We start from the raw sequence: 20446 nt of genomic DNA, 5'->3' as shown, positions 1-20446 counted from the left end.
TCCTATTGAGCCATGAGTAGATCTGCAGATATTATATTTACAACAGAAAACGACAATATAAAAGTTCCCGGATTCAGGCGTCGTGTCATTACAAATTGGATTAGAGAAGTTGCGGAGTTGAAAGGTAAGCGTATCGGGGAGATCACTTACGTTTTTTGTGATGACCGCTTCATAAGAAGACTTAACAAGAAAAGTCTCAACCATGACTATGAGACAGATATTCTGACATTTGACAACTGCGTAGACGATCTTCTTTTTGCTGATATTGTCATCAGTCTTGAAACCATTGATAGTAATGCCACAATCTTTGGTGAACCTTCTTACCGAGAACTTCTTCGTGTAATGATTCATGGCGTTTTGCATCTTTGTGGGTATAGAGATGCCACAGAGGAAGAACAACAAACTATGAGACAGGAAGAAGATGCGGCTCTTGCCCTTCTTCCGGAAAAGTACGAAGAGATCTGGACTAAGCGTTCTTGATATTAAAACGTTGCACGTTTTCGTGAACTTCCCCTCTTTCCCGATTCAATTTCAAGGAGAGGCTCCTGAACCTCCCGGATATGACAGCACATTTTTTGTGTTTTCTCTTGTCTTTCTGTTGCTTCTTTTTGCCGTGATGTATGCGGTTCATCCCAACTACTCTCTTGGGAGTATCAAAGGAGCTTTAAGACTTAAGCCGCAAGATGCGCTGGGGGAAAATATATATGGCTTCTCCTTTGGGATGAAATTCTTTTTGGGCTTGCAAGGTTTTCTGCTGGCTTCTTTAGTCCTGTTTCTCTCCGTAGAGTCTTATCTTTCCGATCCTTTCTTCTCTACGTCTCGGTTCTTATTGATAGCCGCAGGGGCTGTCCTTATTTTTATAGTTTTTCATTGGATTATCAGGTCTGTTATAGGGGCTATCTTTATGACAGCAGAGACAAAGAGACTATGGCAGTTCCAGGAGTTTGTTCTGTTTACAACATGGGGAGCATTTCTATATTTGCCTTTTGCCTTATTCTTGAACTGGAGTAGCAACAAAAGCAGTGCTATATGGCTCTTTTTAGCTCTATTTCTTCTTTACCGACTAACCTCCTTTTATAAGTCTTGGAAGTTAATAGAGTTTAATCTTCGTTATTCATTACATCTAATTTTGTACCTTTGCGCCTTGGAAATACTACCCTTTGTTGCTGTGTGGCAATTTATTCGTAGTATGAGTGTGTGATAATCCTAATCTTAGAAGAACAGGATACGACTTTAATGAGCGCAAAAATAAAAAGAATATTGGTGTCTCAGCCGGCACCGGTAACAGGAAAGTCCCCATATATAACATTGTCTGAGCAGTATGGTTTTGAGGTGGACTTTAAGCCATTTTTCTCTATCCAAACGCTTGGAACAAGAGAGTTTCGTGATCAGAAAGTTAATATCTTAGATCATACAGCTATCATTTTTACCTCCAGAACAGCAATAGACCATTTCTTCAAGCTTACTCAAGAGTTACGTTTGACGATGCCGGAAGATATGAAGTATTTTTGTCATAGTGCAGCTATTGCATCTTATTTGCAGAAGTACATTGTGTATCGCAAGCGCAAAGTGTTTTATCATGAAAGCGGGCAGGCGGCTCAGTTTCATGCTCTCTTGCTTAAGCACAATAAGGAGACTTACTTCATCCCCGGAATAGAAGGACTAAAGGAAGATATTGTTGCAGTATTGGACAGTAAAAAGATCCCTTATTCTACCAGTGCGATATACCGCTCTGTTCCTAATGGTTTTACAAAGGAAGAGATAGATGGATACGATCTTCTCATATTCTTTAGCCCCAATGGTGTAACCTCTCTAAAGAGCAACTATCCTGAGTATAAGCAAAACAAACAGCTTCTTGCTTGTTTCGGGGAGGCTACCGCTTCGGCTCTTAGAGAGAATGGACTTGAAGTGAATATTGAAGCTCCATCTCCGGAGTTCCCTTCAATGACTGCTGCTCTTGAGCACTATATTAAGAAGCATAAGTAAACAAGTGTCCAAAGCTACATTCCCAAAGTCGCAGCGTCTCTATCTTAATTCTCATAAAGAAAGGGTATTCTCTTCTCGTACCGGATTTGTAGCTTATCCTTTCAAGGTCGTTTACGCTTGTGGAAAAGAGGTAGACATGCTTGCTCCCGTGGAACTGTTGGTAAGTGTTCCGAAAAAACGGCTCAAGCATGCGGTGGATAGAAATCTGGTAAGAAGAAGAACCAAAGAAGCTTATCGTCTTCACAAGAAAGAGTTGCTGACTCAAGCCGAAAAGAGTTCCGGTCTTCTTGTTGCTTTTCTTTATATCGGAGATGGTATTTCTTCTTATTCTGCAATAGAGCAGGGGGTAAAGAAGGCTCTGCGAAAGCTCACTGAGGTTTGTCGCTCTTTGGAACGAAAGGAGGAAACAGAATGATAAAAAAACTATTGGTGCAGATACTGCTTTTGCCGATCTATTTCTATCGGAAGTGCATTTCTCCATATACTCCTCCGAGTTGTAGATTCTCGCCAACTTGCAGCACCTATGCCGTTCAGGCTCTTCGGAAGCATGGTCCGTTTAAGGGTTTATATCTTACCGTTCGACGCATCTTAAGGTGTCATCCGTGGGGCGGAAGTGGATACGACCCCGTACCATAGTCTTTTCAAGCGATAAAGATAATGCAATACATAGACAGCCATACACATCTATCGCATCTGCGACAATATGCAGACCGACCGGATTGTATGGCTCTTTTTGTAGTAGATCCCATACAAGAAGAGCTGCCTTCCGGCTCTAATTTTCTTACCATAGGCATACATCCGATGTCTCTTAGGCAAGATTTGACCCTGGAAGAGGGAGAATCCATTCTGCGTGAATACTTGCAGAATCCTAAGGGAAACAATATTGTGGCGATTGGAGAGATCGGTTGGGACAGACGTTCATCCATCTCTCTTGACGAGCAGACCGCATGGGTCGAAATGCAGCTGCGTATAGCATCCGAGTATTGCCTGCCCTGCCTCTTTCACATGGTAGGTGGTTGGGACAGGCTGTTGTCTCTTGCATCCGTGAGAGGGCTCTTGCCCGATCCTCCTGCTTGGATTGTGCATGGGTTCAGAGGCAAGCAGATGCTTTTGGAGCAGCTTTATCGGGCGAGCATTATAGTCTCTCTCCGGGTCGTTCCAAGTGATCCCGGTATTCTATCATGGCTGAAAGAGAAGCCGTTCCTCTTGGAAAGCGATGAGAGCAGTCAGGACATCACGGATGTTTATAGTGTATTTGCCGAGGCTTTGGGCATCTCGATAGGGGATCTCAAGGCTCACATTTATAAAGCATTCCTTGCTAATATCCATATTTAACCTTAACTTTGTCCGAGTAAATACCTTATTGTGAATATTTTCATGTTTTTAGATCGAGGCGAAAGTCTTGGTCTAAATATTTTTTATACCTCATCCCTGTGGCGTGAGGTCTCAATATTTTGAAACAAACTTTATATTATGGCAGGATATACACTCCTTACGGAAGAAGGATACAACAAGCTTGTAGAGGAGATAAAGAAGCTCGAATCGGTGGACAGGCTTGATGTGATTAACCAGATTGCAGAAGCGAGAGACAAGGGAGACCTTTCCGAAAATGCAGAATACTCTGCTGCGAAAGAGGCTCAAGGGCTATTGGAAGCACGTATAGCTCAGTTGCGCTCCAAGTTGATGAATGCACGCATTGTGGATACATCTAAGATTGGTACGGACATAGTGCATATGCTGAATAAGGTAACCATAAAGAACAAAGCCAACAATGCTGTCATGACTTATACTCTGGTTTCGGACACAGAGAGCGACCTGCGTGCCGGTAAGATCTCCATATCCACTCCCATTGCTCAAGGTCTTGTAGGAAAGAAGGTCGGGGATGTGGTTGAGATAAAAGTGCCGAGCGGTACTGTAACATTCGAGATCATGAAGATTGAAATTTAAGCATACATATACATTAAGCCATATATACCAAGATGATAAATTTTGTTGAAGAACTCCGCTGGAGAGGTATGATCCATGACATGATGCCCGGTACGGAAGAACTCCTGATGAAGGAGATGACTTCTGCTTATGTGGGTATAGACCCTACGGCGGACTCTCTACACATAGGACACCTTGTGGGTGTCATGATGCTTCGCCACTTTCAGAGAGCGGGACACCGCCCCATAGCTCTTGTTGGAGGAGCTACCGGAATGATTGGAGACCCATCCATGAAGAGTGCCGAAAGGAAGTTGATAGACGAAGATACCTTGCGTCATAATCAGGAAGCAATACGTAAACAGCTGGCAAAGTTCCTTGATTTTGAGAGTGATGCCCCTAATGCTGCCAAGTTGGTAAACAACTACGACTGGATGAAAGAGTTCAGCTTCTTGGACTTTATCCGAGATGTCGGCAAGCATATCACTGTAAACTACATGATGGCAAAGGACTCTGTAAAGAAGAGAATTTCCGGAGAGAGTGGTGAAGGGCTTTCATTTACCGAGTTTTCTTACCAGCTGATACAAGGCTACGACTTTACCTATCTTTACCAGCATGAAGGTTGTCGTTTGCAGATGGGAGGATCCGACCAGTGGGGTAATATTACCACCGGTACGGAACTCATTCGCCGGACATTGGGAGGCGAAGCATACGCTCTCACTTGTCCGCTTATCACCAAGGCTGATGGTGGTAAATTCGGGAAAACAGAGAGTGGAAACATCTGGCTGGATCCGAAATACACCTCACCGTATAAGTTCTATCAGTTCTGGCTCAATGTCTCGGATGCAGATGCCGCCAAGTATATCAAGATCTTTACATCGCTCACCAAAGAGGAGATAATGGCATTGGAAGAAGAGCAAGCGGCTGCACCTCATCTGCGTCCTTTGCAAAAGAGACTTGCGGAAGAGGTTACCTGTATGGTGCATTCGAGAGAAGCCTACGAGTCTGCCGTGGAAGCGTCTGCCATCCTTTTTGGAAATGCAACCAGAGAAGCACTTACCAAGCTGGACGAAGATACACTTCTTGCACTCTTTGAAGGTGTCCCATCTGCTACACTGCCCATGGATAAGATCAACGGGGAGGGTATCAACATATTGGATCTATTAGCCGATGAGGTTGCAATGTTCCCCTCTCGTGGAGAGCTTCGTAAGCTTCTAAAGAGTGGAGGAGTGAGTATAAACAAAGAGAAAGTAGAGAGTGAAGGGATGGTATTGACCTCTTCGGATCTTCTTGCCGGGAAGTATATCCTTGCACAGAAAGGCAAGAAAAACTACTTCCTTATCACTTTCGCTTAAACCATAAAGTAGAGGAGTCATGAATTATAAGAGAGTTATAGCAGCACTATTTGTGGTATCCGCTCTTGCTGTTGCTGCCTTGTTCGTCGGTTGCAAGAGTTCCTCTCCGCAAGAGACAGTCCAAACAATTACAAATGTGGAAGTATCACAGCTGGACAAACTATTGGAAGCAAATCCCAATATGCAGATTGTCGATGTTCGGACTAAAGCCGAGTATGATGCCGGCTTTATATCGGGAGCCATTCTGATAGATGTTACTCAGAACTACTTCCTGGAGAGAGCATTGAAGGTTCTTGATCCGAAAAAGCCCGTTCTTGTTTACTGCAGATCCGGAGGTCGTTCGCTCAGAGCTGCAAAGATGCTTTCTGCAAAAAACTTTACCATTTATAATCTGAATGGTGGCTATACGGCTTATGTCGCATATAAGAAGGGATAATAGCCGGATATTTTACGAGAAAATAAAACAGAGAATCGGGATTGTAATCTTTACGATCCCGATTCTTTTTTATGCCCTCTCTTGAATATCTGCCTCCTGCCAAGAACTATGCTAATAATACATTTCCTGCTTTTATAAAATGTCTATATTTGCAAAAAAAGACAAAGCTTAATAACGGGGGCTGATTTCCAAACGATAAATGCTCTATACGTGCCGGTGTTGAACTTCTGATCGGAGAAATCGCCCCTTTAGTCTGATATTGCAGTATGAAAAAACTTCTTCTTTTACTTCTTTTCTACCCCATATTCTCTTTGGTGGCTCAGAATAACAGCTACAAGGTTTCGGGTCATCTCAAAGATCAGGCAGGAGAATCGCTGACCAATGCCATTATTGTTTTCAAGAACATTCGGGATACAACACAGCTCTATCCGGCAGTATGTGATATTAAAGGATATTTTCGCCAGGAATTGCCACAAGGCAGATACCGCTTTCTGGTCTCTTATTTAGAGGAGTGTTACTATCCTCAAAACAATGCGGTAACCGTTTCAGAAAAAGAGGTAGAGCTGCCTCCGATCGTCATAACGTTGAGGTCGCAACAGTTGGACGAAGTGGTTGTTGTGAGCCGATGCCCGTTTGTGTCTTACAAAGGAAGCAATGCCGTATATAATCTGTCCGCCAATCCTGCTGCCGTGGGCGGAACTCTCTTGGATGGTATAAAGCTCCTGCCGGGTGTACAAGTGAATGAAAACAACAGCCTCTCCATCTTCGGGTTTTACAATCTGACCGTTGCCGTCAATGGTCAGATACTTCGATTGTCAAATAATGAAGTGCATACCTATCTTGCTTCTCTCGGTATAGCCGATGTGGAATCCGTGGAACTCATCCGAAATCCCGGTTCTGAGTACGGCACACGTGTAGATGCGGTATTGAATATTATCACCAAGAAAAAGCCGAACGAAGGCTTTAACGCTTTTCTTTCTGCGGATATATCCTATCAGGCATTGCTGTCCGTCAACAGTCGTGTATGCCTTAATTATAACAAAGGAAATACAAGAAACTATCTTGCTTACCAATATTTCGACAATCGCCGAAAAGAGACACTTACAACATCCATAGGAGCCAATACAACCTCTGTAAATCCTTATCGGAGGCATGGTATTCAGATAGGGTCGGAGTGGCAGGTGTCTCCTCGGCATCTGATCGGGGTGAGAAGTTATCTTACCCTCTCTGACGAAAGATTGGAATACAATACTTCCAACAGGATAGATATGGATAGAAAAGTGGGAACGGTAAATCTTTTCCACTCTTCTTCCGGGAAAAGGTGGAGCTGGAACAACTATGCAGACTACACTTTCAGCCTTAACCATCGAGACTATTTTCACAACTCCGCCATCAACGGAGCATTGGAAGACCGGTATCATTACTTCAGAATCGCAACGGACTTCCTTTTCCGCTTCACCTCTACCATTAGTACTCGGTTTGGCGGTATCCGAAACGACAGCAGGTTTGACACCATGCCCCAAGACTCTCCCGATGGTAAGAGCAATAGCTATAAGGAGAGCAGCACTTTCGCTTATCTCTCTCTACGCTATCGCAAAGAGGCTGTGGATACTTATGCCGGGGTGCAACTCAACTATGACCAACTGGATAACCACTGGATCGGAATGGAAAAGGGCAAGGCGGATGCTTTCTTAAACTGGCAGCCTTACCTCTCTTTCTCTTACGACTTCTCCCGTAAGCATCGTTTTTCGACCATGTTGCAGACCTATTACAAACGCCCATCTTTCCGAGACCTCATGCCTTATGTCTCGTCTTCTTCGGGCTTTCTGTCTGCGAAGGAAACCCTGATTTGAAAAACAGCACAAGATACAATCTCTCCCTCAGCTATACCTATTTGAGGGCGGCTATGCTGGAATTGAGCCTGTCGGATGAGAAAAATCCGATCATCGAATACCTGAAGCCTCATAAAGGGGGCTATACTTTGGCTAAAACAAATCTTGAAAATAGCCGTTACTTGCGCCTTGTTGCCGGAACACCGATGCCTCTCATTTACCGGGAGAATGGTTTGCAGTGGTTTGCTTCAATCTACTTGGCACATCATCTTCAGCAGGATAGAGGTGTTGTGAACGCTGCGGATTACAATCGTCTGTTCAATGCCTATTATGTCCAACACAAGCAGTCTCTGAACCTGCCTGCCCAATGGTATTTCGATGCCGGGATTACCTATTACAGTCTTCTTTTTGTGGGAGTTTACAAGACAGAAAAACAGTGGTGGGTAGACTTTACTCTTAGCAAACGTATGGGCAGCTGGAAATTCTCCTTAACGGGATACGACCTTTTCAATACCAATATTGCCAGAGGAGAGATAGTGGGGATGAATACCCCGATCTCCTTTTCCAAAAACTGGCATAGCCCTAAACTCACGCTCAGAGTGAGCTATACGTTCGGCAACAAAGAGCTTAAATCTTCTACCCGAAAGAGTGTCAATGGCGAATCTCGTCTGAATCAATCGGCAGATGAAGGTATGAGTGTAGGTTCCGGGAAATAGTAGAAACACTATTCTGAAACAGGATAAAAAGAGATCTCAAGGCGGCTCCGGCAGTGGAGTTGCCTTGAGATTTTTCTTTCTCTCCTCTATTCGCTTCTTCACCTATTGTTAGCCCTGATGGCTGTGATGGCAATGCTTCAAGTCGTAATCGGATGATAAAACAGTCGTAAACCGGTTAATATTTTTGTTTGTAAGTGTATAGAAGTTGCTCTAAACCTTTTTGGGGGTCTTTTTCAAGGCTTGATGTGTAGCAATCGGAGTTTGAAGAGTGGAAATCAGGGCTTGAATAATGGCAATCGTGCTTCGGTTTGGAGATGTGAATGCGTTGAGCGGAGAAAATGAATACGATAAAGAGAACTTTTGTACGCATTTATCCTCTTTTATGTCCGCACAGAAGAGAAAAAGGGGGAGGGGTGAGAGTGTGAGTATGGCTCTTTGCTTGTGATAAATATTCGTTATCTTTGTGAAAGGCAATGGCAGAAGAGCTAAAGCCTTGTAGGATAGAATTTAATTCACATACATAATCCATAGAAGATATCAGACATGAAAAGACTTGTCCTTATTCGCCACGGGGAAAGCCAGTGGAACAAAGAGAACAGATTTACAGGCTGGACAGACGTTGATCTTTCCGAGAAAGGCATAGAAGAAGCAATCAAAGCAGGTAAGGAGATGAAAGCTGCCGGATTCCGTTTCGGTAAGGCTTACACTTCATACTTGAAGAGAGCGGTGAAGACCCTTAACAATGTATTGGATCAGATGGATCTGGACTGGATCCCGGTAGAGAAGCATTGGGTGCTGAACGAAAAGCACTACGGTATGTTGCAAGGGCTTAATAAGGCGGAGACTGCAGAGAAGTACGGCGATGAGCAAGTACATATCTGGCGTCGCAGCTACGATATTCCTCCCACACCTCTTGACGAAAGAGATGAGCGTGCACCGCATAACGATCCTCGCTATGCAGGAGTAGATAGAAAGCTGCTTCCTCTTACAGAGTCGCTTAAAGACACCGTGGCTCGTATATTGCCATACTGGGAGGGTACTATCTTCCCGACTCTTAAAGAGCATGACGATGTTCTTGTGGCAGCGCATGGCAATAGCCTTCGTGGTATCATCAAGGTGTTGAAGAATATTTCAGACGAAGATATCGTGAGCCTTAACCTGCCAACGGCTGTGCCTTACGTATTCGAGTTCGACGACAACTACAATCTGGTAAAAGATTACTTCATCGGCGATCCGGAAGAGATCAAGAAGTTGATGGATGCCGTAGCAAATCAAGGCAAGAAGAAGTAAAGATACTTTTATAGCTATCCGAAGCCATCGCAGAGCTGTTGCTTTGCGATGGCTTTTCTTATCTTTGTGTGGCTGTTTGTCGGCACTATCCGAAAAACCGAGTAGATGGAGAAAAAAAGTATAGTATCTGTGTTGGGGGCGTTGGGCAGAAGCTCTCGTACTCCTTTGGTGGTGTGGGGAGCCGTCTTGCTGTTTGCCTGCTTTAAGAAAATAGCAAGGGGGAAGTTTAACAACTATCGGATTTTCGAGAGGAGTTGGGACCACTTCCTGCAACATCAAGACCTGTATTCCTACTATCCGGCAGAGTATCACGACCGCTTCTTGTACGGTCCGCTCTTCACGTTGGTGATAGCTCCTTTCTCCATGTTACCGCCTGTTGCGGGTGTCGTACTATGGCTCGTCGTGAGTACAGTCATGCTTTTCTATGCCATCAAGAGCATTCCCGGTCTCTCCATATCCGGCAGGGCGGTGATCTTTTGGGTTACAGCCAATGAACTGTTGCTGGGTCTTCTGATGGAACAGTACAATGTCCTCATTGCCGCACTGCTGATTCTCTCTTATGTTTTCACTGTCAAGGAGAAGCCTTGGGCTGCTACGTTTTTCATCGCTTTGGGCTTTCTGACCAAGATATATGGCATCGCGGGGCTGTGCTTCTGGCTCTTCTCCAAGAAGAAAAAGAGCTTCCTGCTCTCCTTCTTCTTTTGGACGCTTCTACTCGGACTGCTTCCGATGCTCGGCGGATGGGATTATGCCGTGGAGCAGTACCGAAACTGGTTGGTGGCTTTGGGTGGAAAGAATACGCAGAATATGTTTGCTCTGATGCAGAACATGGGTCTGGTGGGAATGATTCGTAAGCTGTCGGGAGCCGAACAGTATAGCGACCTGCTGGTGATAGTGCCGGGTATGTTGCTTTTTCTCCTTCCGCTTCTTCGCTTCAAGGCTTATGAGAGTGCGCTGTTCAGGCGTTCGGTCTTGGCATCACTGCTGCTGTTTATTGTGCTGTTCAGCTCCGGAACGGAGTCCAACACTTATATCATAGCCTATCTCGGCATTGCGCTGTGGTGGATAGACAGAGACCGGAACAGCCGGTACCGTATATGGGATGCCGTACTGCTTACGGGAGCGATGATTTTCAGCTTTACCACCAGCGATCTGATGCCGAAAACGCTTAAAAATGAGATACTCCTTCCTTATGCCATAAAGGCTCTCTTTCCTTCGCTGATATGGTTGAGGTTGCAGCTCTCCCTGCTCTTCTCCTCTCGTTATCTGCTGAATGAGAAAGCCTGACAGGGGTAAAGTGACGGCAAGAATATGAAAAAGGCACGTACCGGACAGGTGCGTGCCTTTTCTCTTATGTATCGGATGTTCCGAATGTTACTCGTTATTGTTTCTGCGAGGTCTGTGTACGAATCGCTCTTGTCGTTCCGGTCTCTCTTGACGAGGAGGTCTGTTGTTGCCTTCAGGTGCTTTATAACCTTCGGGTTTCTCCAACAATGCCTTTCTCGAAAGCTTGAACTTTCCGGTCTTTGGATCTATTTCGATCAACTTCACTTCTATTTCCGCTCCTTGTTGCAAACCGGTTTCTTCGATTGTTTCAAAGCGTTTCCAGTCTATTTCGGAGATGTGAAGAAGTCCGTCTTTACCCGGCAAGAACTCTACGAATGCACCGTAAGGCATCAGCGAGCTTATCTTTCCGGTGTAGACTTTATCCACTTCCGGAACGGCAGCAATAGAGTTGATCATCGCCAAAGCCTTGTCGATGCTCTCTTTGTTTGTACCGCTCACTTCGATGAGACCCATTCCGTCCACCTCTTCAATATTGACATTGGCTCCGGATTTCTCTTGTATGCCTTGGATGATCTTGCCTCCGGGGCCTATCACAGCACCGATAAGCTCTTTCGGTATGCGTAGATTGACGATGCGTGGAGCGTGTGGCTTGAGATCTTCTCTCGGTTCGGTGATCGTCTCCATGATCTTACCCAAAATGTGCATACGACCCTCGCGTGCCTGTGCCAGCGCATTTTCGAGGATCTCATAGGATAGACCGTCCACCTTGATGTCCATCTGTGTTGCAGTGATACCTTTCTCCGTACCGGTTACCTTGAAGTCCATGTCTCCCAAGTGGTCTTCATCGCCAAGGATATCCGAGAGTATCGCATAGTTTTGACCTTTGTTCTCGGAGATAAGTCCCATGGCAATACCACTGACAGGGCGGGTAATGTTAACCCCTGCATCCATAAGAGCAAGCGTTCCGGCACATACGGTAGCCATGGAGCTGGATCCGTTACTTTCAAGGATATCGCTCATCACACGCACGACGTAAGGATAGTCTTTCGGTATCATGCGTTTGAGCGCACGGTGAGCAAGGTTTCCGTGTCCGATCTCTCTGCGTCCCACTCCGCGTTGAGGGCGAGCCTCTCCTGTGGAGAACGGAGGGAAGTTGTAGTGTAGCAAGAATCTCTCCTTGCCGTGGAAGAGTACATCGTCCACCAGCTTCTCATCACTCTTTGTTCCGAGCGTTACCGTTGTAAGCGATTGAGTCTCTCCACGTGTGAAGATAGAGCTGCCATGAGGTCCGGGAAGGCAGTCCACCTCCGACCATATAGGGCGAATGGTGCGCGTGTCTCTACCATCGAGACGCTTGCCTTCGTCGAGTATTGCACGGCGCATAGCCTCTTTCTCTACATCGTGATAGTAACGAGCGATGAGGGGAGCCTTTGTTTCGAGCTCTTCTTCTGTGTATTGAGCTTTGAACTCTTCCACTATCGCTTCAAATGCTGCTGCGCGTTCGTGCTTGGACGATCCGCTTACAGCTACGGCATAAACTTTGTTGTAAAGATCTGCGCGTACCTTTGAGCGCAACTCCTCATCGTGCTCTTCGTGGCAGTATGTACGCTTTTCGGTTGTGCCGCAAGCCTGCATAAGCTCTATCTGTGCCCGGCATTGCGCTTTGATCGCTTCGTGTGCAACCTTTATGGCATCCAGCATTTCTGCTTCGGATACTTCGTTCATTTCGCCTTCGACCATCATGATATTGTCGAGCGTTGCAGCCACTACCATGTCGATGTCTGCGCTTTCGAGCTGTTCAAAGGTCGGGTTGATAACAAACTTACCATCTATTCGTGCCACTCTCACTTCGGAGATCGGACCGTTGAATGGTATGTCTGAAACGGCAAGAGCAGCAGATGCAGCCAATCCTGCAAGAGCGTCCGGCATATCTACGCCATCGGCTGAGAAGAGTATAACATTAACGAAGACTTCTGCGTGGTAATCGTCCGGGAATAGAGGCCGAAGGGCACGGTCGATGAGTCTGGAAGTTAAGATTTCGTAGTCTGAAGCCTTACCTTCACGTTTGGTAAATCCTCCGGGAAAACGACCGAAAGCAGAAAACTTCTCTTTGTAATCTACTGAAAGGGGCATAAAATCAACGCCCGGATTGGCGTCTTTTGCAGCTGTCACGGTGGCCAACAATACGGTGTTGCCCATGCGCACCGTTACCGAACCATCTGCTTGCTTGGCGAGTTTGCCGGTTTCAATGACAATCTCTCTACCATCAGCCAGCGTGATGGTTTTTGAAATAGGTTGAATCATACTTGATTTGTTTATTTAATCTTTTATCCGCTGAATTATCGTACAAATGTAGCTAAATATTTGGTCTCCACCATGTATCGGTATCATTATTTCTATTTTTGTACTCTGTTTTCAGAGGGGTGCCGGATTTGTTAAATCAGCTCGTTTTATTAACACAAATTTCGATGTCTGTTAAGCCAAAACGCTAAACGAGCATATTCTTTCGGCTAAACGTGTTTAATTTTTCAACGAACACGTTTAGTGATTTCATTAAACACGTTTACCGGATTCGATTAAAGTGTTTAGCTAAAACGATTAAAACGCTAACAATCAATCGTCTACGTATTTTTGCCCTAAAATGCCCCTGAAAAGGCAAATTTCTTTATTAGGAAACGTTTACAGGGATAGGTGTTAAAATTTACACCTATTAACGCGAAAAAGCCCCATCAAACGGACTGAGAAAAAATTTTTTGCGAATTCGCAATGGTTTGTAAGCACCTTGTTTGTAGCGAGTTATGGGTTTTTGTCTGAAGGGGGAGTGTGAGCAAGAGAAATTTTGAGTGCTTCCGACGCAAAATTTTGGAACTCCGTTTTTATATAAAAGCTCCCGAAAAATGTCCCCTTTTTATGCTTCCCTTCATTCTTTTTGCTGTCACGGATTTTCACTTTATATAGCAAACACTATGGAAAACAAGAATTTTTGTTAGCTTTGCACATAAACCGTCTAAAAATGCCATTTGCATATGCATAAGATCTTTTACACTCTTTTCTTAATGCTTGCGCTATCTTTTTGGGGCGTGGAAGCACAGACAAAAGTGGAAAAACATACAGACACAGGCGGAAAAAAGTCGCCGGGAGTCGTCTATTCACTGCCTGAGACTAAGGTTCGCCTGCATTTGCTGGTGGAGAAGAAAGTCTCTACTCCCGGAATCTACGCACGTTTCTCCAGACAACATTTAGGCTTAGAGGCTGTTTCGGTAGCGCGTACTCTGTACGAACTAAAGGGTATCAGACTTGAAACCTACGGCATCCCCGATAGAGACAAGGTGTATCATGTTCAGTTCAAAGAGGGCAGTGTGGCTCCTTTTGTGATGCTGACGGAGGACGGATTGCTTTGTGCCGTCAACACGGAGTACACTCCCAATGAGATACAACCGTTTGCAGAAGAGATTCGCAAGGCGGAAGAGGCAAATGTTCGTCGCTTCGAGCCATCGTTCTCTCCGGAATATCTGCAAGCCACATCCCCTCAAAAGCGAGCAGAGATTGTCGCTCGTGAGATACACACACTGAGAGAAGCGCGCACTTCTATCGTTAGTGGCGAAGCGGAACAGTCTTTTCCCGATGGGCAGGCATTGAAGTTGGCATTGGACAATATCAATGCTCAAGAGAGAGCGTTATCCGAGCTGTTTACAGGCTATACTACTTCGACGCTCGAACGGATCACCATAGATAACCTCTCCGCTGACTCTATATCCAACAGTGTGGCTTTCAGATTTTCCGAAATGGAGGGTGTACTGGATAAGGAAGATCTTTCCGGCGAACCGATCTATATGGGTGTGAAGATAGAAGATCAAGCCCCGGCACTCACTCCGAAAGAGGCAGAAAAGGCAGAAAAATCGCTCAAAGGGATTGTCTATAATCGTCCCGGACGTGTGGAGATTACCCTTAGGAGAGATGGTAAGATACTGTTGCAAGAGAAGGTATATATCGCTCAGCTCGGAACGAAAGAGGCTTTGGCTCCGGCTCTTTTCAATAACAAAAAGCACGCTCCTGCCGTTATCCGCCTCACTTTCTTCCCTGCAACGGGAGCACTGGAAAGGATCTACGAGCAGTGATGCCCTCTTTCTTTCTCTTTCATAAATGAAAAAATCAATATTTATAAACTTATAATCCAATCACTTAATTTCAATGGGACAGAACGTAAAGCAAAAGACGAAGCACCCTAATGGGCTTATAGCGGCAGCTCTGGCGAACATGGGAGAGCGCTTTGGTTTCTACACGATGATGGCTATCCTTGTACTCTTCTTGAGTGCAAAGTTTGGCTTGGCTGAAGATGAGGCAGGACTTATCTACTCTTTCTTCTATTTCGGAATCTACGCATTGGCTATAATCGGAGGACTTGTAGCAGACCGTACTCGTAACTACAAGAGAACGATCATCATGGGACTTGTCATGATGACTGTCGGATACGGTATGCTCTCTATTCCTACCACAATCACACAGGACTCGAAGACCATTATGCTCGTCTTTACCTGCGTGGCTCTTTTCGTGATAGCCCTTGGTAACGGTTTCTTCAAAGGTAACTTGCAGGCTCTTGTAGGGCAGATGTACGACAAGTCCGGCGTGGATAGCAAAACACGTGATGCGGGTTACACCATCTTCTATATGTTTATCAACATCGGTTCTATCTTTGCTCCTTGGGTGGCTCCTGCCGTTCGCTCCTGGTGGTTGAAGATTCACGGATTCACTTATAACGGTCAGCTTCCCGAGCTTTGCCACAAGTATCTCAACGGAGAAACGCTTTCGGACACTGCTGCTGCCAACTTTACAACATTGGCGGGAGAGGTATCTTTGAACGGCGCACCTGCCGATCTTGGTTCTTTTGCAGCGGAATACTTGCACGTTTTCAATACCGGATTTCACTACTCTTTCGGTGTTGCCATCGTGGCGATGCTTATTTCATTTGCCATCTTTATGCTTAACAAGAAGAAATTTCCGGATCCGGGAACTGCTGCGGTTAAGCATGACGGAAAACCTGCAGAGCCTGTTCAAGAAATGGATCCTGCAGAAGTACGTCAGCGTATAATGGCTCTTGGTGCTGTTATGCTCGTTGTTATCTTCTTCTGGTTCTCATTCCACCAAAACGGTTTGACGCTTACATTCTTTGCTCGTGACTTTACGAAGCTCGATCTGTTCGGCTTTGCCTTAGAGCCTGAAATGTTCCAGAGTGCGAATCCATTCTTTGTGGTTACTCTTGCACCTATGGTCTTGGCGTTCTTTGGCTTGTTGGCAAACAGTGGTTACAACGTAAGCACCCCGATGAAGATTGCCATCGGTATGGGACTTGCCGCTATCGGTTTCATACTTATGACCATGGGATCTTTCGATCTTCCATTGTTGTCAGAGATGAAAGAAATGAGCACCGAACAACAAAACTTGGTTAAGGTTACTCCTTGGTTGCTTATCGGTACATACTTTGTTCTTACTGTTGCAGAGTTGTTTATCTCTCCGCTTGGCTTGTCATTCGTATCTCAAGTGGCTCCTCCAAAGCTTCAAGGTTTGATGCAAGGTATGTGGCTTCTTGCGACAGGCCTTGGAAACCAACTCCTATTCATTGGTGCAATCCTCTACAAGAACGTTCCTCTATGGCTCACATGGTCGGTATTCGTTGTAGTATGTCTGATCTCCATGGTGATTATGTTCTCTATGGTAGGTTGGTTGAACCGAGTAACTTCTCAAAAGAAATAATTGATCATCCGGATAGATGCTTATCCTGACACATAACAGAGGCAGTAAAGCCTTACGGTTCCGTAGGTGGAGCCGTAAGGCTTACGCTGTTTTTATGAGTGTCGGCAGGGTTGTAACCATAGGAACTCTCCATTTGTCTGTTGCCGAAAGACTGTTGCAAAAGTCTCGGAACACCGTTTCGGCAGCTGTTCAAGAGTTCCTTCCCGCCATCAAAGAGCCTTTCTGCGAAGAAGAGGAACAGGAAAAGAGCATGGAGATACTCTGCACAGCATCTTTCGTAAACGAATCGGACTGTAGCACTGCTACCGTCTCATCATATCCATACCCACTTTTCGGCTTTTGTCGAAAGGTGGGTATTTTCTTATCCTATGTTTCACAATGACAAAGCGAGAGTATAGAGACTTACCGGAGACCGCTTCCGAGTTGGCACAAGATATTATTGGCGGCAGGCGTCTTCGGAGTATGGAAGAAGTAGAAAAAGCGATAGAAAAGTATCCCATAGAGGAGCTTTATGAAGCGTGTCATACCATAACCCGGACGCTGCATGGGGACGGATTCGACACTTGCAGCATCATCAATGTAAAGAGCGGTAAATGTCCCGAAGATTGCAAGTGGTGCGCCCAGAGTGCGCACTACAATACCGGATGCAAGACATACCCTATACTCTCTCCCCAAGAGTGTTTGGAGCAGGCGCTGCATAATAGAAACAAGGGGATCAAAAGGTATTCACTCGTAGCGAGTGGCAGGCGTCCGAACATGGTGGATACGCTTCGGTATGCCGCCATATACAGGGAGATCCGAAAAGCCGAACCCTCTATGCACCTTTGCGCATCGCTCGGATTGGCTACGGAAGATACCCTAAAGGTGCTTCATGAAGCCGGTGTTACCACTTATCATTGCAATATGGAGAGTGCGCCGTCCCACTTTATCACACTCTGTTCCACGCATACACAGCAGCAGAAAGAGGAGACCATTGCCGCAGCCCGAAAGGTCGGGATGAAAGTCTGTTCCGGAGGAATCATCGGCATGGGCGAGAGCAGACGACAGCGCATAGAGTTTGCGCTCTATCTTCAAACGCTTGGAGTGGAAAGCATACCCATCAATATGCTCCAGCCGATACCGGGAACACCGCTTGGAGATACCGCACTGCTCTCTGCCGACGAACTCCTTTTGGCGGTGGTGATTTTCCGTTTGGTCAATCCCACAGCCTACCTTCGCTTCTCCGGCGGACGTGCACAGATGGATAGAGAGACACAGAAAAAAGCACTCTATATCGGTATTAACTCCGCCATCACAGGCGATTTACTCACAACCACTGCATCTGTTACGGACGAAGACATGCTGCTTTTCCGGGAGATGAAGTACGATACTAAAGCAGAGACAACATGGGAACGATGAACCATTTATGGCAGGAAAGACTCCGCTGGGACAGGGATCATCTTTGGCATCCTTACACCTCAACCATAGACCCTTTGGAGGTTTATCCGGTGGTTTCAGCCAAAGGAGCTACCATTACGCTTGCGGATGGAACAGAGCTTACAGACGGTATGAGCTCTTGGTGGGCGGCTATACACGGCTACTCTCACCCGGTACTGGTGCAGGCTCTTCAGGGTCAGGCAGAGACGTTGAGCCATATCATGTTTGGCGGATTGACGCATGAGCCGGCTGTGGAGCTGGGCAAACTCCTGTGCGAGTCGGTATTGCCCAAAGGGGTAGATACCATTTTCTATGCCGACTCAGGCTCCGTAGCCGTAGAGGTTGCCATGAAGATGGCATTACAGTATCAGCATGCCAAAGGGGAGCGACAGCGTACACGATTTGCCGCACTCTCTTCCGCTTATCATGGCGATACCTGGCACGCAATGTCCGTATGCGATCCGATCACCGGCATGCACGGACTCTTTGCCGGAGCACTTACACCTCAATATTTCCTTCCACAACCTTCCATCCCTTTCGGGGGAGTATGGAGCGAAGAAGCAATGCGCCCTCTGCAAAATCTCTTGGAAGAGAAAGGCGAAGAGATAGCCGCTCTTATCCTTGAGCCGATAGTGCAGGGCGCAGGAGGGATGTACTTCTACCATCCCGAATACCTGAGACAGGCAAGAAGACTCTGCTCTCATTTCGGCGTACTGCTGATATTCGACGAAATCGCCACAGGCTTTGGGCGGACGGGCGAGATGCTTGCCGCTTATCATGCCGATGTGTTGCCCGATATTATCTGTATCGGCAAAGCCTTGACGGGAGGGTGTATGACGCTTTCCGCAACGGCAACCACCAAAGAGATTGCGGATATTATCTGTTCCGGAGAGGCGGGTTGTTTCATGCACGGGCCCACCTTTATGGCAAATCCTCTTGCCTGTTCGGTTGCTCTTGCATCTACCCGGCTGCTTCTCTCCAAGCCATGGAGGAAGAGGGTCAAAGAGATAGAGCAGACACTCCGAAGCGAGCTATCCTCTCTTGCCGACCTTTCCACCGTGAAAGAGGTACGCTGTCTCGGTGCCATCGGAGTGGTAGAGATGAAACAGCCGGTAGATATGAAGCGGCTCATCCCGCAGTTTATCGAAGAGAAGATCTGGGTACGTCCGTTCGGCAGGCTCGTTTATCTCATGCCGCCATTCATGGCGGTTACGGACGAGGAGCTGTTCAAACTGACCTCCGGACTCTCTAAAATAGTAAAGCAAAATGCAGTACAGCGATAGAATAGATGCCTTGAAAGCAGCAGGCACTTACCGTAAAATTCCTCAACTTAAAGTGGAGGGGAAATACGTATGGGCAGATGGTAAGAGGTATATCAATCTTGCCGGGAACGACTATCTCGGTATCTCCACCGATACAGACCTTAGAGATAAGTTCGGAAATCGGGCATTGGAGCTGCCTTTCTCCTCTTCATCTTCTCGTCTGCTCACGGGCAACTCTCCCGAACATGAGGCTTTGGAGGCGGAGTTGTCCCGGCTCTATGGCGGAAAATCCGCTCTGCTGTTCGACAGCGGATACCATGCCAATCTCGGCATTCTGCCTGCGCTCTCCGACGATAAGACGCTCATCCTTGCGGACAGACTGGTACACGCCAGCATCATAGACGGTATAAGGCTCTCGGGACGGGAGTTCCGCCGTTTCAAGCATAACAGTCTGCCCGACCTCGAAGCCCTTCTGCAACGCTTTGCATCCGAGTATGAGACCATATGGGTCGTGGTTGAGAGCCTTTACAGTATGGATGGAGACTTTGCGCCCTTGACCGATATTGTGGCTCTCAAACAGCACTATCCTCAGCTCCGTATCTATGTGGACGAAGCTCATGCCGTGGGTGCGACAGGCAAGAAAGGGCTTGGCTGTGTCGAGGATTTGGGGTTGTTGGATCAGGTGGATATTCTCATCGGGACCATGGGAAAGGCTCTCTGCAGTGTCGGAGCGTTTGCACTTTCCGGTGCGGAGGTGCGCGAGCTGTTGGTCTCTACCTGCCGACCGCTTATTTTCTCCACGGCTCTTCCTCCCGTCTGCACGGCATGGTCGCTTCATGTGATACATCATCTCCCCGGTATGGTAGCGCGGAGGGCGCATCTTCACCGCCTTGTTGCTCTGCTGAAAGAGCGTACCGGTCTGCCTCTCTCCTCTTATATCGTGCCGGTTCATGCCGGAAGCGAGGAGTGTGCAGTACGGATGGCAGAGGAGTTGAAAGCCTCTGGTTTCTTTGCTTTACCCATACGTAAACCGACTGTTCCTCCCGGTGGGGAGCGTGTCCGACTCTCTCTCTCGGCAGCTCTTACCGAGCAAGAAGTGGAACTTTTGGCGCAAACTATTGTAAGGGTAATGCAGACCGCCTGATATATATCGCTTTAGAGAAAATGTTTTTGACACTATCACAAAATATTT

20 protein-coding genes are annotated in these 20446 nt (G+C 46.5%); 19 read left to right on the top strand and 1 reads right to left on the bottom strand.

The window, feature by feature from the left end; translation table 11 throughout:
• The first annotated feature begins 12 nt into the window (after nt 1–12).
• The 13 genes from ybeY to HQ43_RS00400 all read left to right on the top strand — a co-directional run bounded on the left by ybeY (nt 13) and on the right by HQ43_RS00400 (nt 10825).
• The gene (gene ybeY, locus HQ43_RS00455; protein WP_052102971.1) at nt 13–480 is read left to right on the top strand and encodes an rRNA maturation RNase YbeY; all 468 of its coding nucleotides are present in this window, start codon (nt 13–15) and stop codon (nt 478–480) included.
• Nucleotides 422–1201 carry a DUF4271 domain-containing protein gene (locus tag HQ43_RS10160; protein ID WP_081964495.1) on the top strand — a complete coding sequence of 260 codons (780 nt, stop codon included), beginning with the start codon at nt 422–424 and terminating at the stop codon, nt 1199–1201. Before ybeY ends, HQ43_RS10160 begins: the two co-directional genes overlap by 59 nt.
• Nucleotides 1202–1236: 35 nt before the next feature.
• Nucleotides 1237–1986 (top strand): uroporphyrinogen-III synthase, encoded by a 750-nt coding sequence (locus HQ43_RS00445; protein ID WP_036788273.1) that lies wholly within the window; start codon nt 1237–1239, stop codon nt 1984–1986.
• Between the two features lie 4 nt (nt 1987–1990).
• The gene (locus HQ43_RS00440; protein WP_052102970.1) at nt 1991–2401 is read left to right on the top strand and encodes a ribonuclease P protein component; all 411 of its coding nucleotides are present in this window, start codon (nt 1991–1993) and stop codon (nt 2399–2401) included.
• Complete coding sequence (gene yidD, locus HQ43_RS09600; RefSeq protein ID WP_081964498.1) at nt 2401–2622, top strand: membrane protein insertion efficiency factor YidD; 222 nt, start codon at nt 2401–2403, stop codon at nt 2620–2622. Before HQ43_RS00440 ends, yidD begins: the two co-directional genes overlap by 1 nt.
• A 21-nt stretch (nt 2623–2643) precedes the next feature.
• Nucleotides 2644–3321: a TatD family hydrolase gene (locus HQ43_RS00435; RefSeq protein ID WP_081964493.1), complete on the top strand. Its 678-nt coding sequence runs from the start codon at nt 2644–2646 to the stop codon at nt 3319–3321.
• A gap of 138 nt (nt 3322–3459) precedes the next feature.
• A complete protein-coding gene (gene greA, locus HQ43_RS00430) occupies nt 3460–3933 on the top strand; it encodes a transcription elongation factor GreA (protein ID WP_036788268.1) in 474 nt (157 codons plus the stop codon).
• A gap of 35 nt (nt 3934–3968) precedes the next feature.
• Complete coding sequence (gene tyrS, locus HQ43_RS00425) at nt 3969–5264, top strand: tyrosine--tRNA ligase (RefSeq protein ID WP_036788433.1); 1296 nt, start codon at nt 3969–3971, stop codon at nt 5262–5264.
• A 19-nt stretch (nt 5265–5283) separates the two neighbouring features.
• Nucleotides 5284–5700, top strand: a complete 417-nt coding sequence (locus HQ43_RS00420) for a rhodanese-like domain-containing protein (protein ID WP_036788265.1) — start codon at nt 5284–5286, stop codon at nt 5698–5700.
• A gap of 266 nt (nt 5701–5966) precedes the next feature.
• On the top strand, nt 5967–7553 hold the full coding sequence (locus HQ43_RS10115; RefSeq protein ID WP_152567437.1) for a TonB-dependent receptor: 1587 nt from the start codon (nt 5967–5969) through the stop codon (nt 7551–7553).
• Nucleotides 7550–8248, top strand: a complete 699-nt coding sequence (locus tag HQ43_RS10110; protein WP_161785852.1) for an outer membrane beta-barrel protein — start codon at nt 7550–7552, stop codon at nt 8246–8248. The genes HQ43_RS10115 and HQ43_RS10110 overlap by 4 nt, the downstream gene beginning before the upstream one ends.
• Nucleotides 8249–8791: 543 nt before the next feature.
• Nucleotides 8792–9538 (top strand): 2,3-diphosphoglycerate-dependent phosphoglycerate mutase, encoded by a 747-nt coding sequence (gpmA, locus tag HQ43_RS00405; RefSeq protein WP_036788258.1) that lies wholly within the window; start codon nt 8792–8794, stop codon nt 9536–9538.
• Nucleotides 9539–9643: 105 nt separating this feature from the next.
• Nucleotides 9644–10825: a glycosyltransferase family 87 protein gene (locus tag HQ43_RS00400; protein WP_081964492.1), complete on the top strand. Its 1182-nt coding sequence runs from the start codon at nt 9644–9646 to the stop codon at nt 10823–10825.
• 87 nt (nt 10826–10912) lie between these two features.
• Here the strand turns inward: HQ43_RS00400 and pnp are convergent, their stop codons facing one another.
• Nucleotides 10913–13129 carry a polyribonucleotide nucleotidyltransferase gene (gene pnp / locus HQ43_RS00395; RefSeq protein WP_036788255.1) on the bottom strand — a complete coding sequence of 739 codons (2217 nt, stop codon included), beginning with the start codon at nt 13127–13129 and terminating at the stop codon, nt 10913–10915.
• Nucleotides 13130–13881: 752 nt separating this feature from the next.
• Between pnp and HQ43_RS00390 the strand changes: the two genes are divergently transcribed.
• The 6 genes from HQ43_RS00390 (at nt 13882) to HQ43_RS00365 (ending at nt 20398) form a co-directional block, all read left to right on the top strand.
• Entirely contained in the window at nt 13882–14943 is a 1062-nt protein-coding gene (locus HQ43_RS00390) for a DUF4831 family protein (protein WP_161785850.1), read from the top strand.
• Between the two features lie 73 nt (nt 14944–15016).
• A complete protein-coding gene (locus HQ43_RS00385; RefSeq protein ID WP_036788249.1) occupies nt 15017–16576 on the top strand; it encodes a peptide MFS transporter in 1560 nt (519 codons plus the stop codon).
• 16 nt (nt 16577–16592) lie between these two features.
• Nucleotides 16593–16958, top strand: coding sequence for a hypothetical protein (locus HQ43_RS09960; protein WP_152567433.1), 366 nt, complete (start codon nt 16593–16595; stop codon nt 16956–16958).
• Nucleotides 16955–17974 (top strand): biotin synthase BioB, encoded by a 1020-nt coding sequence (gene bioB, locus HQ43_RS00375; RefSeq protein WP_081964491.1) that lies wholly within the window; start codon nt 16955–16957, stop codon nt 17972–17974. Before HQ43_RS09960 ends, bioB begins: the two co-directional genes overlap by 4 nt.
• Nucleotides 17971–19275 carry an adenosylmethionine--8-amino-7-oxononanoate transaminase gene (gene bioA / locus HQ43_RS00370; RefSeq protein WP_036788245.1) on the top strand — a complete coding sequence of 435 codons (1305 nt, stop codon included), beginning with the start codon at nt 17971–17973 and terminating at the stop codon, nt 19273–19275. Before bioB ends, bioA begins: the two co-directional genes overlap by 4 nt.
• Nucleotides 19259–20398: an aminotransferase class I/II-fold pyridoxal phosphate-dependent enzyme gene (locus tag HQ43_RS00365; RefSeq protein WP_036788243.1), complete on the top strand. Its 1140-nt coding sequence runs from the start codon at nt 19259–19261 to the stop codon at nt 20396–20398. The genes bioA and HQ43_RS00365 overlap by 17 nt, the downstream gene beginning before the upstream one ends.
• Nucleotides 20399–20446: the final 48 nt, after the last annotated feature.

The organism is Porphyromonas canoris (assembly GCF_000769115.1).
Classification (GTDB): domain Bacteria; phylum Bacteroidota; class Bacteroidia; order Bacteroidales; family Porphyromonadaceae; genus Porphyromonas_A; species Porphyromonas_A canoris.
Note: the sequence above shows the minus strand (reverse complement) of the source record. Positions and strands in the feature narration are given on the sequence as shown.

Excerpts from the sequence above, each read along its gene's own strand:
- ybeY (WP_052102971.1), top strand. The coding sequence starts at position 13 with ATGAGTAGATCTGCAGATATTATATTTACAACAGAAAACGACAATATA.
- HQ43_RS10160 (WP_081964495.1), top strand. The coding sequence starts at position 422 with ATGCGGCTCTTGCCCTTCTTCCGGAAAAGTACGAAGAGATCTGGACTA.
- HQ43_RS00445 (WP_036788273.1), top strand. The coding sequence starts at position 1,237 with ATGAGCGCAAAAATAAAAAGAATATTGGTGTCTCAGCCGGCACCGGTA.
- HQ43_RS00435 (WP_081964493.1), top strand. The coding sequence starts at position 2,644 with ATGCAATACATAGACAGCCATACACATCTATCGCATCTGCGACAATAT.
- greA (WP_036788268.1), top strand. The coding sequence starts at position 3,460 with ATGGCAGGATATACACTCCTTACGGAAGAAGGATACAACAAGCTTGTA.
- HQ43_RS00420 (WP_036788265.1), top strand. The coding sequence starts at position 5,284 with ATGAATTATAAGAGAGTTATAGCAGCACTATTTGTGGTATCCGCTCTT.
- HQ43_RS10115 (WP_152567437.1), top strand. The coding sequence starts at position 5,967 with ATGAAAAAACTTCTTCTTTTACTTCTTTTCTACCCCATATTCTCTTTG.
- gpmA (WP_036788258.1), top strand. The coding sequence starts at position 8,792 with ATGAAAAGACTTGTCCTTATTCGCCACGGGGAAAGCCAGTGGAACAAA.
- HQ43_RS00400 (WP_081964492.1), top strand. The coding sequence starts at position 9,644 with ATGGAGAAAAAAAGTATAGTATCTGTGTTGGGGGCGTTGGGCAGAAGC.
- pnp (WP_036788255.1), bottom strand. The coding sequence starts at position 13,129 with ATGATTCAACCTATTTCAAAAACCATCACGCTGGCTGATGGTAGAGAG.
- HQ43_RS00390 (WP_161785850.1), top strand. The coding sequence starts at position 13,882 with ATGCTTGCGCTATCTTTTTGGGGCGTGGAAGCACAGACAAAAGTGGAA.
- HQ43_RS00385 (WP_036788249.1), top strand. The coding sequence starts at position 15,017 with ATGGGACAGAACGTAAAGCAAAAGACGAAGCACCCTAATGGGCTTATA.
- HQ43_RS09960 (WP_152567433.1), top strand. The coding sequence starts at position 16,593 with ATGCTTATCCTGACACATAACAGAGGCAGTAAAGCCTTACGGTTCCGT.
- bioB (WP_081964491.1), top strand. The coding sequence starts at position 16,955 with ATGACAAAGCGAGAGTATAGAGACTTACCGGAGACCGCTTCCGAGTTG.
- bioA (WP_036788245.1), top strand. The coding sequence starts at position 17,971 with ATGAACCATTTATGGCAGGAAAGACTCCGCTGGGACAGGGATCATCTT.
- HQ43_RS00365 (WP_036788243.1), top strand. The coding sequence starts at position 19,259 with ATGCAGTACAGCGATAGAATAGATGCCTTGAAAGCAGCAGGCACTTAC.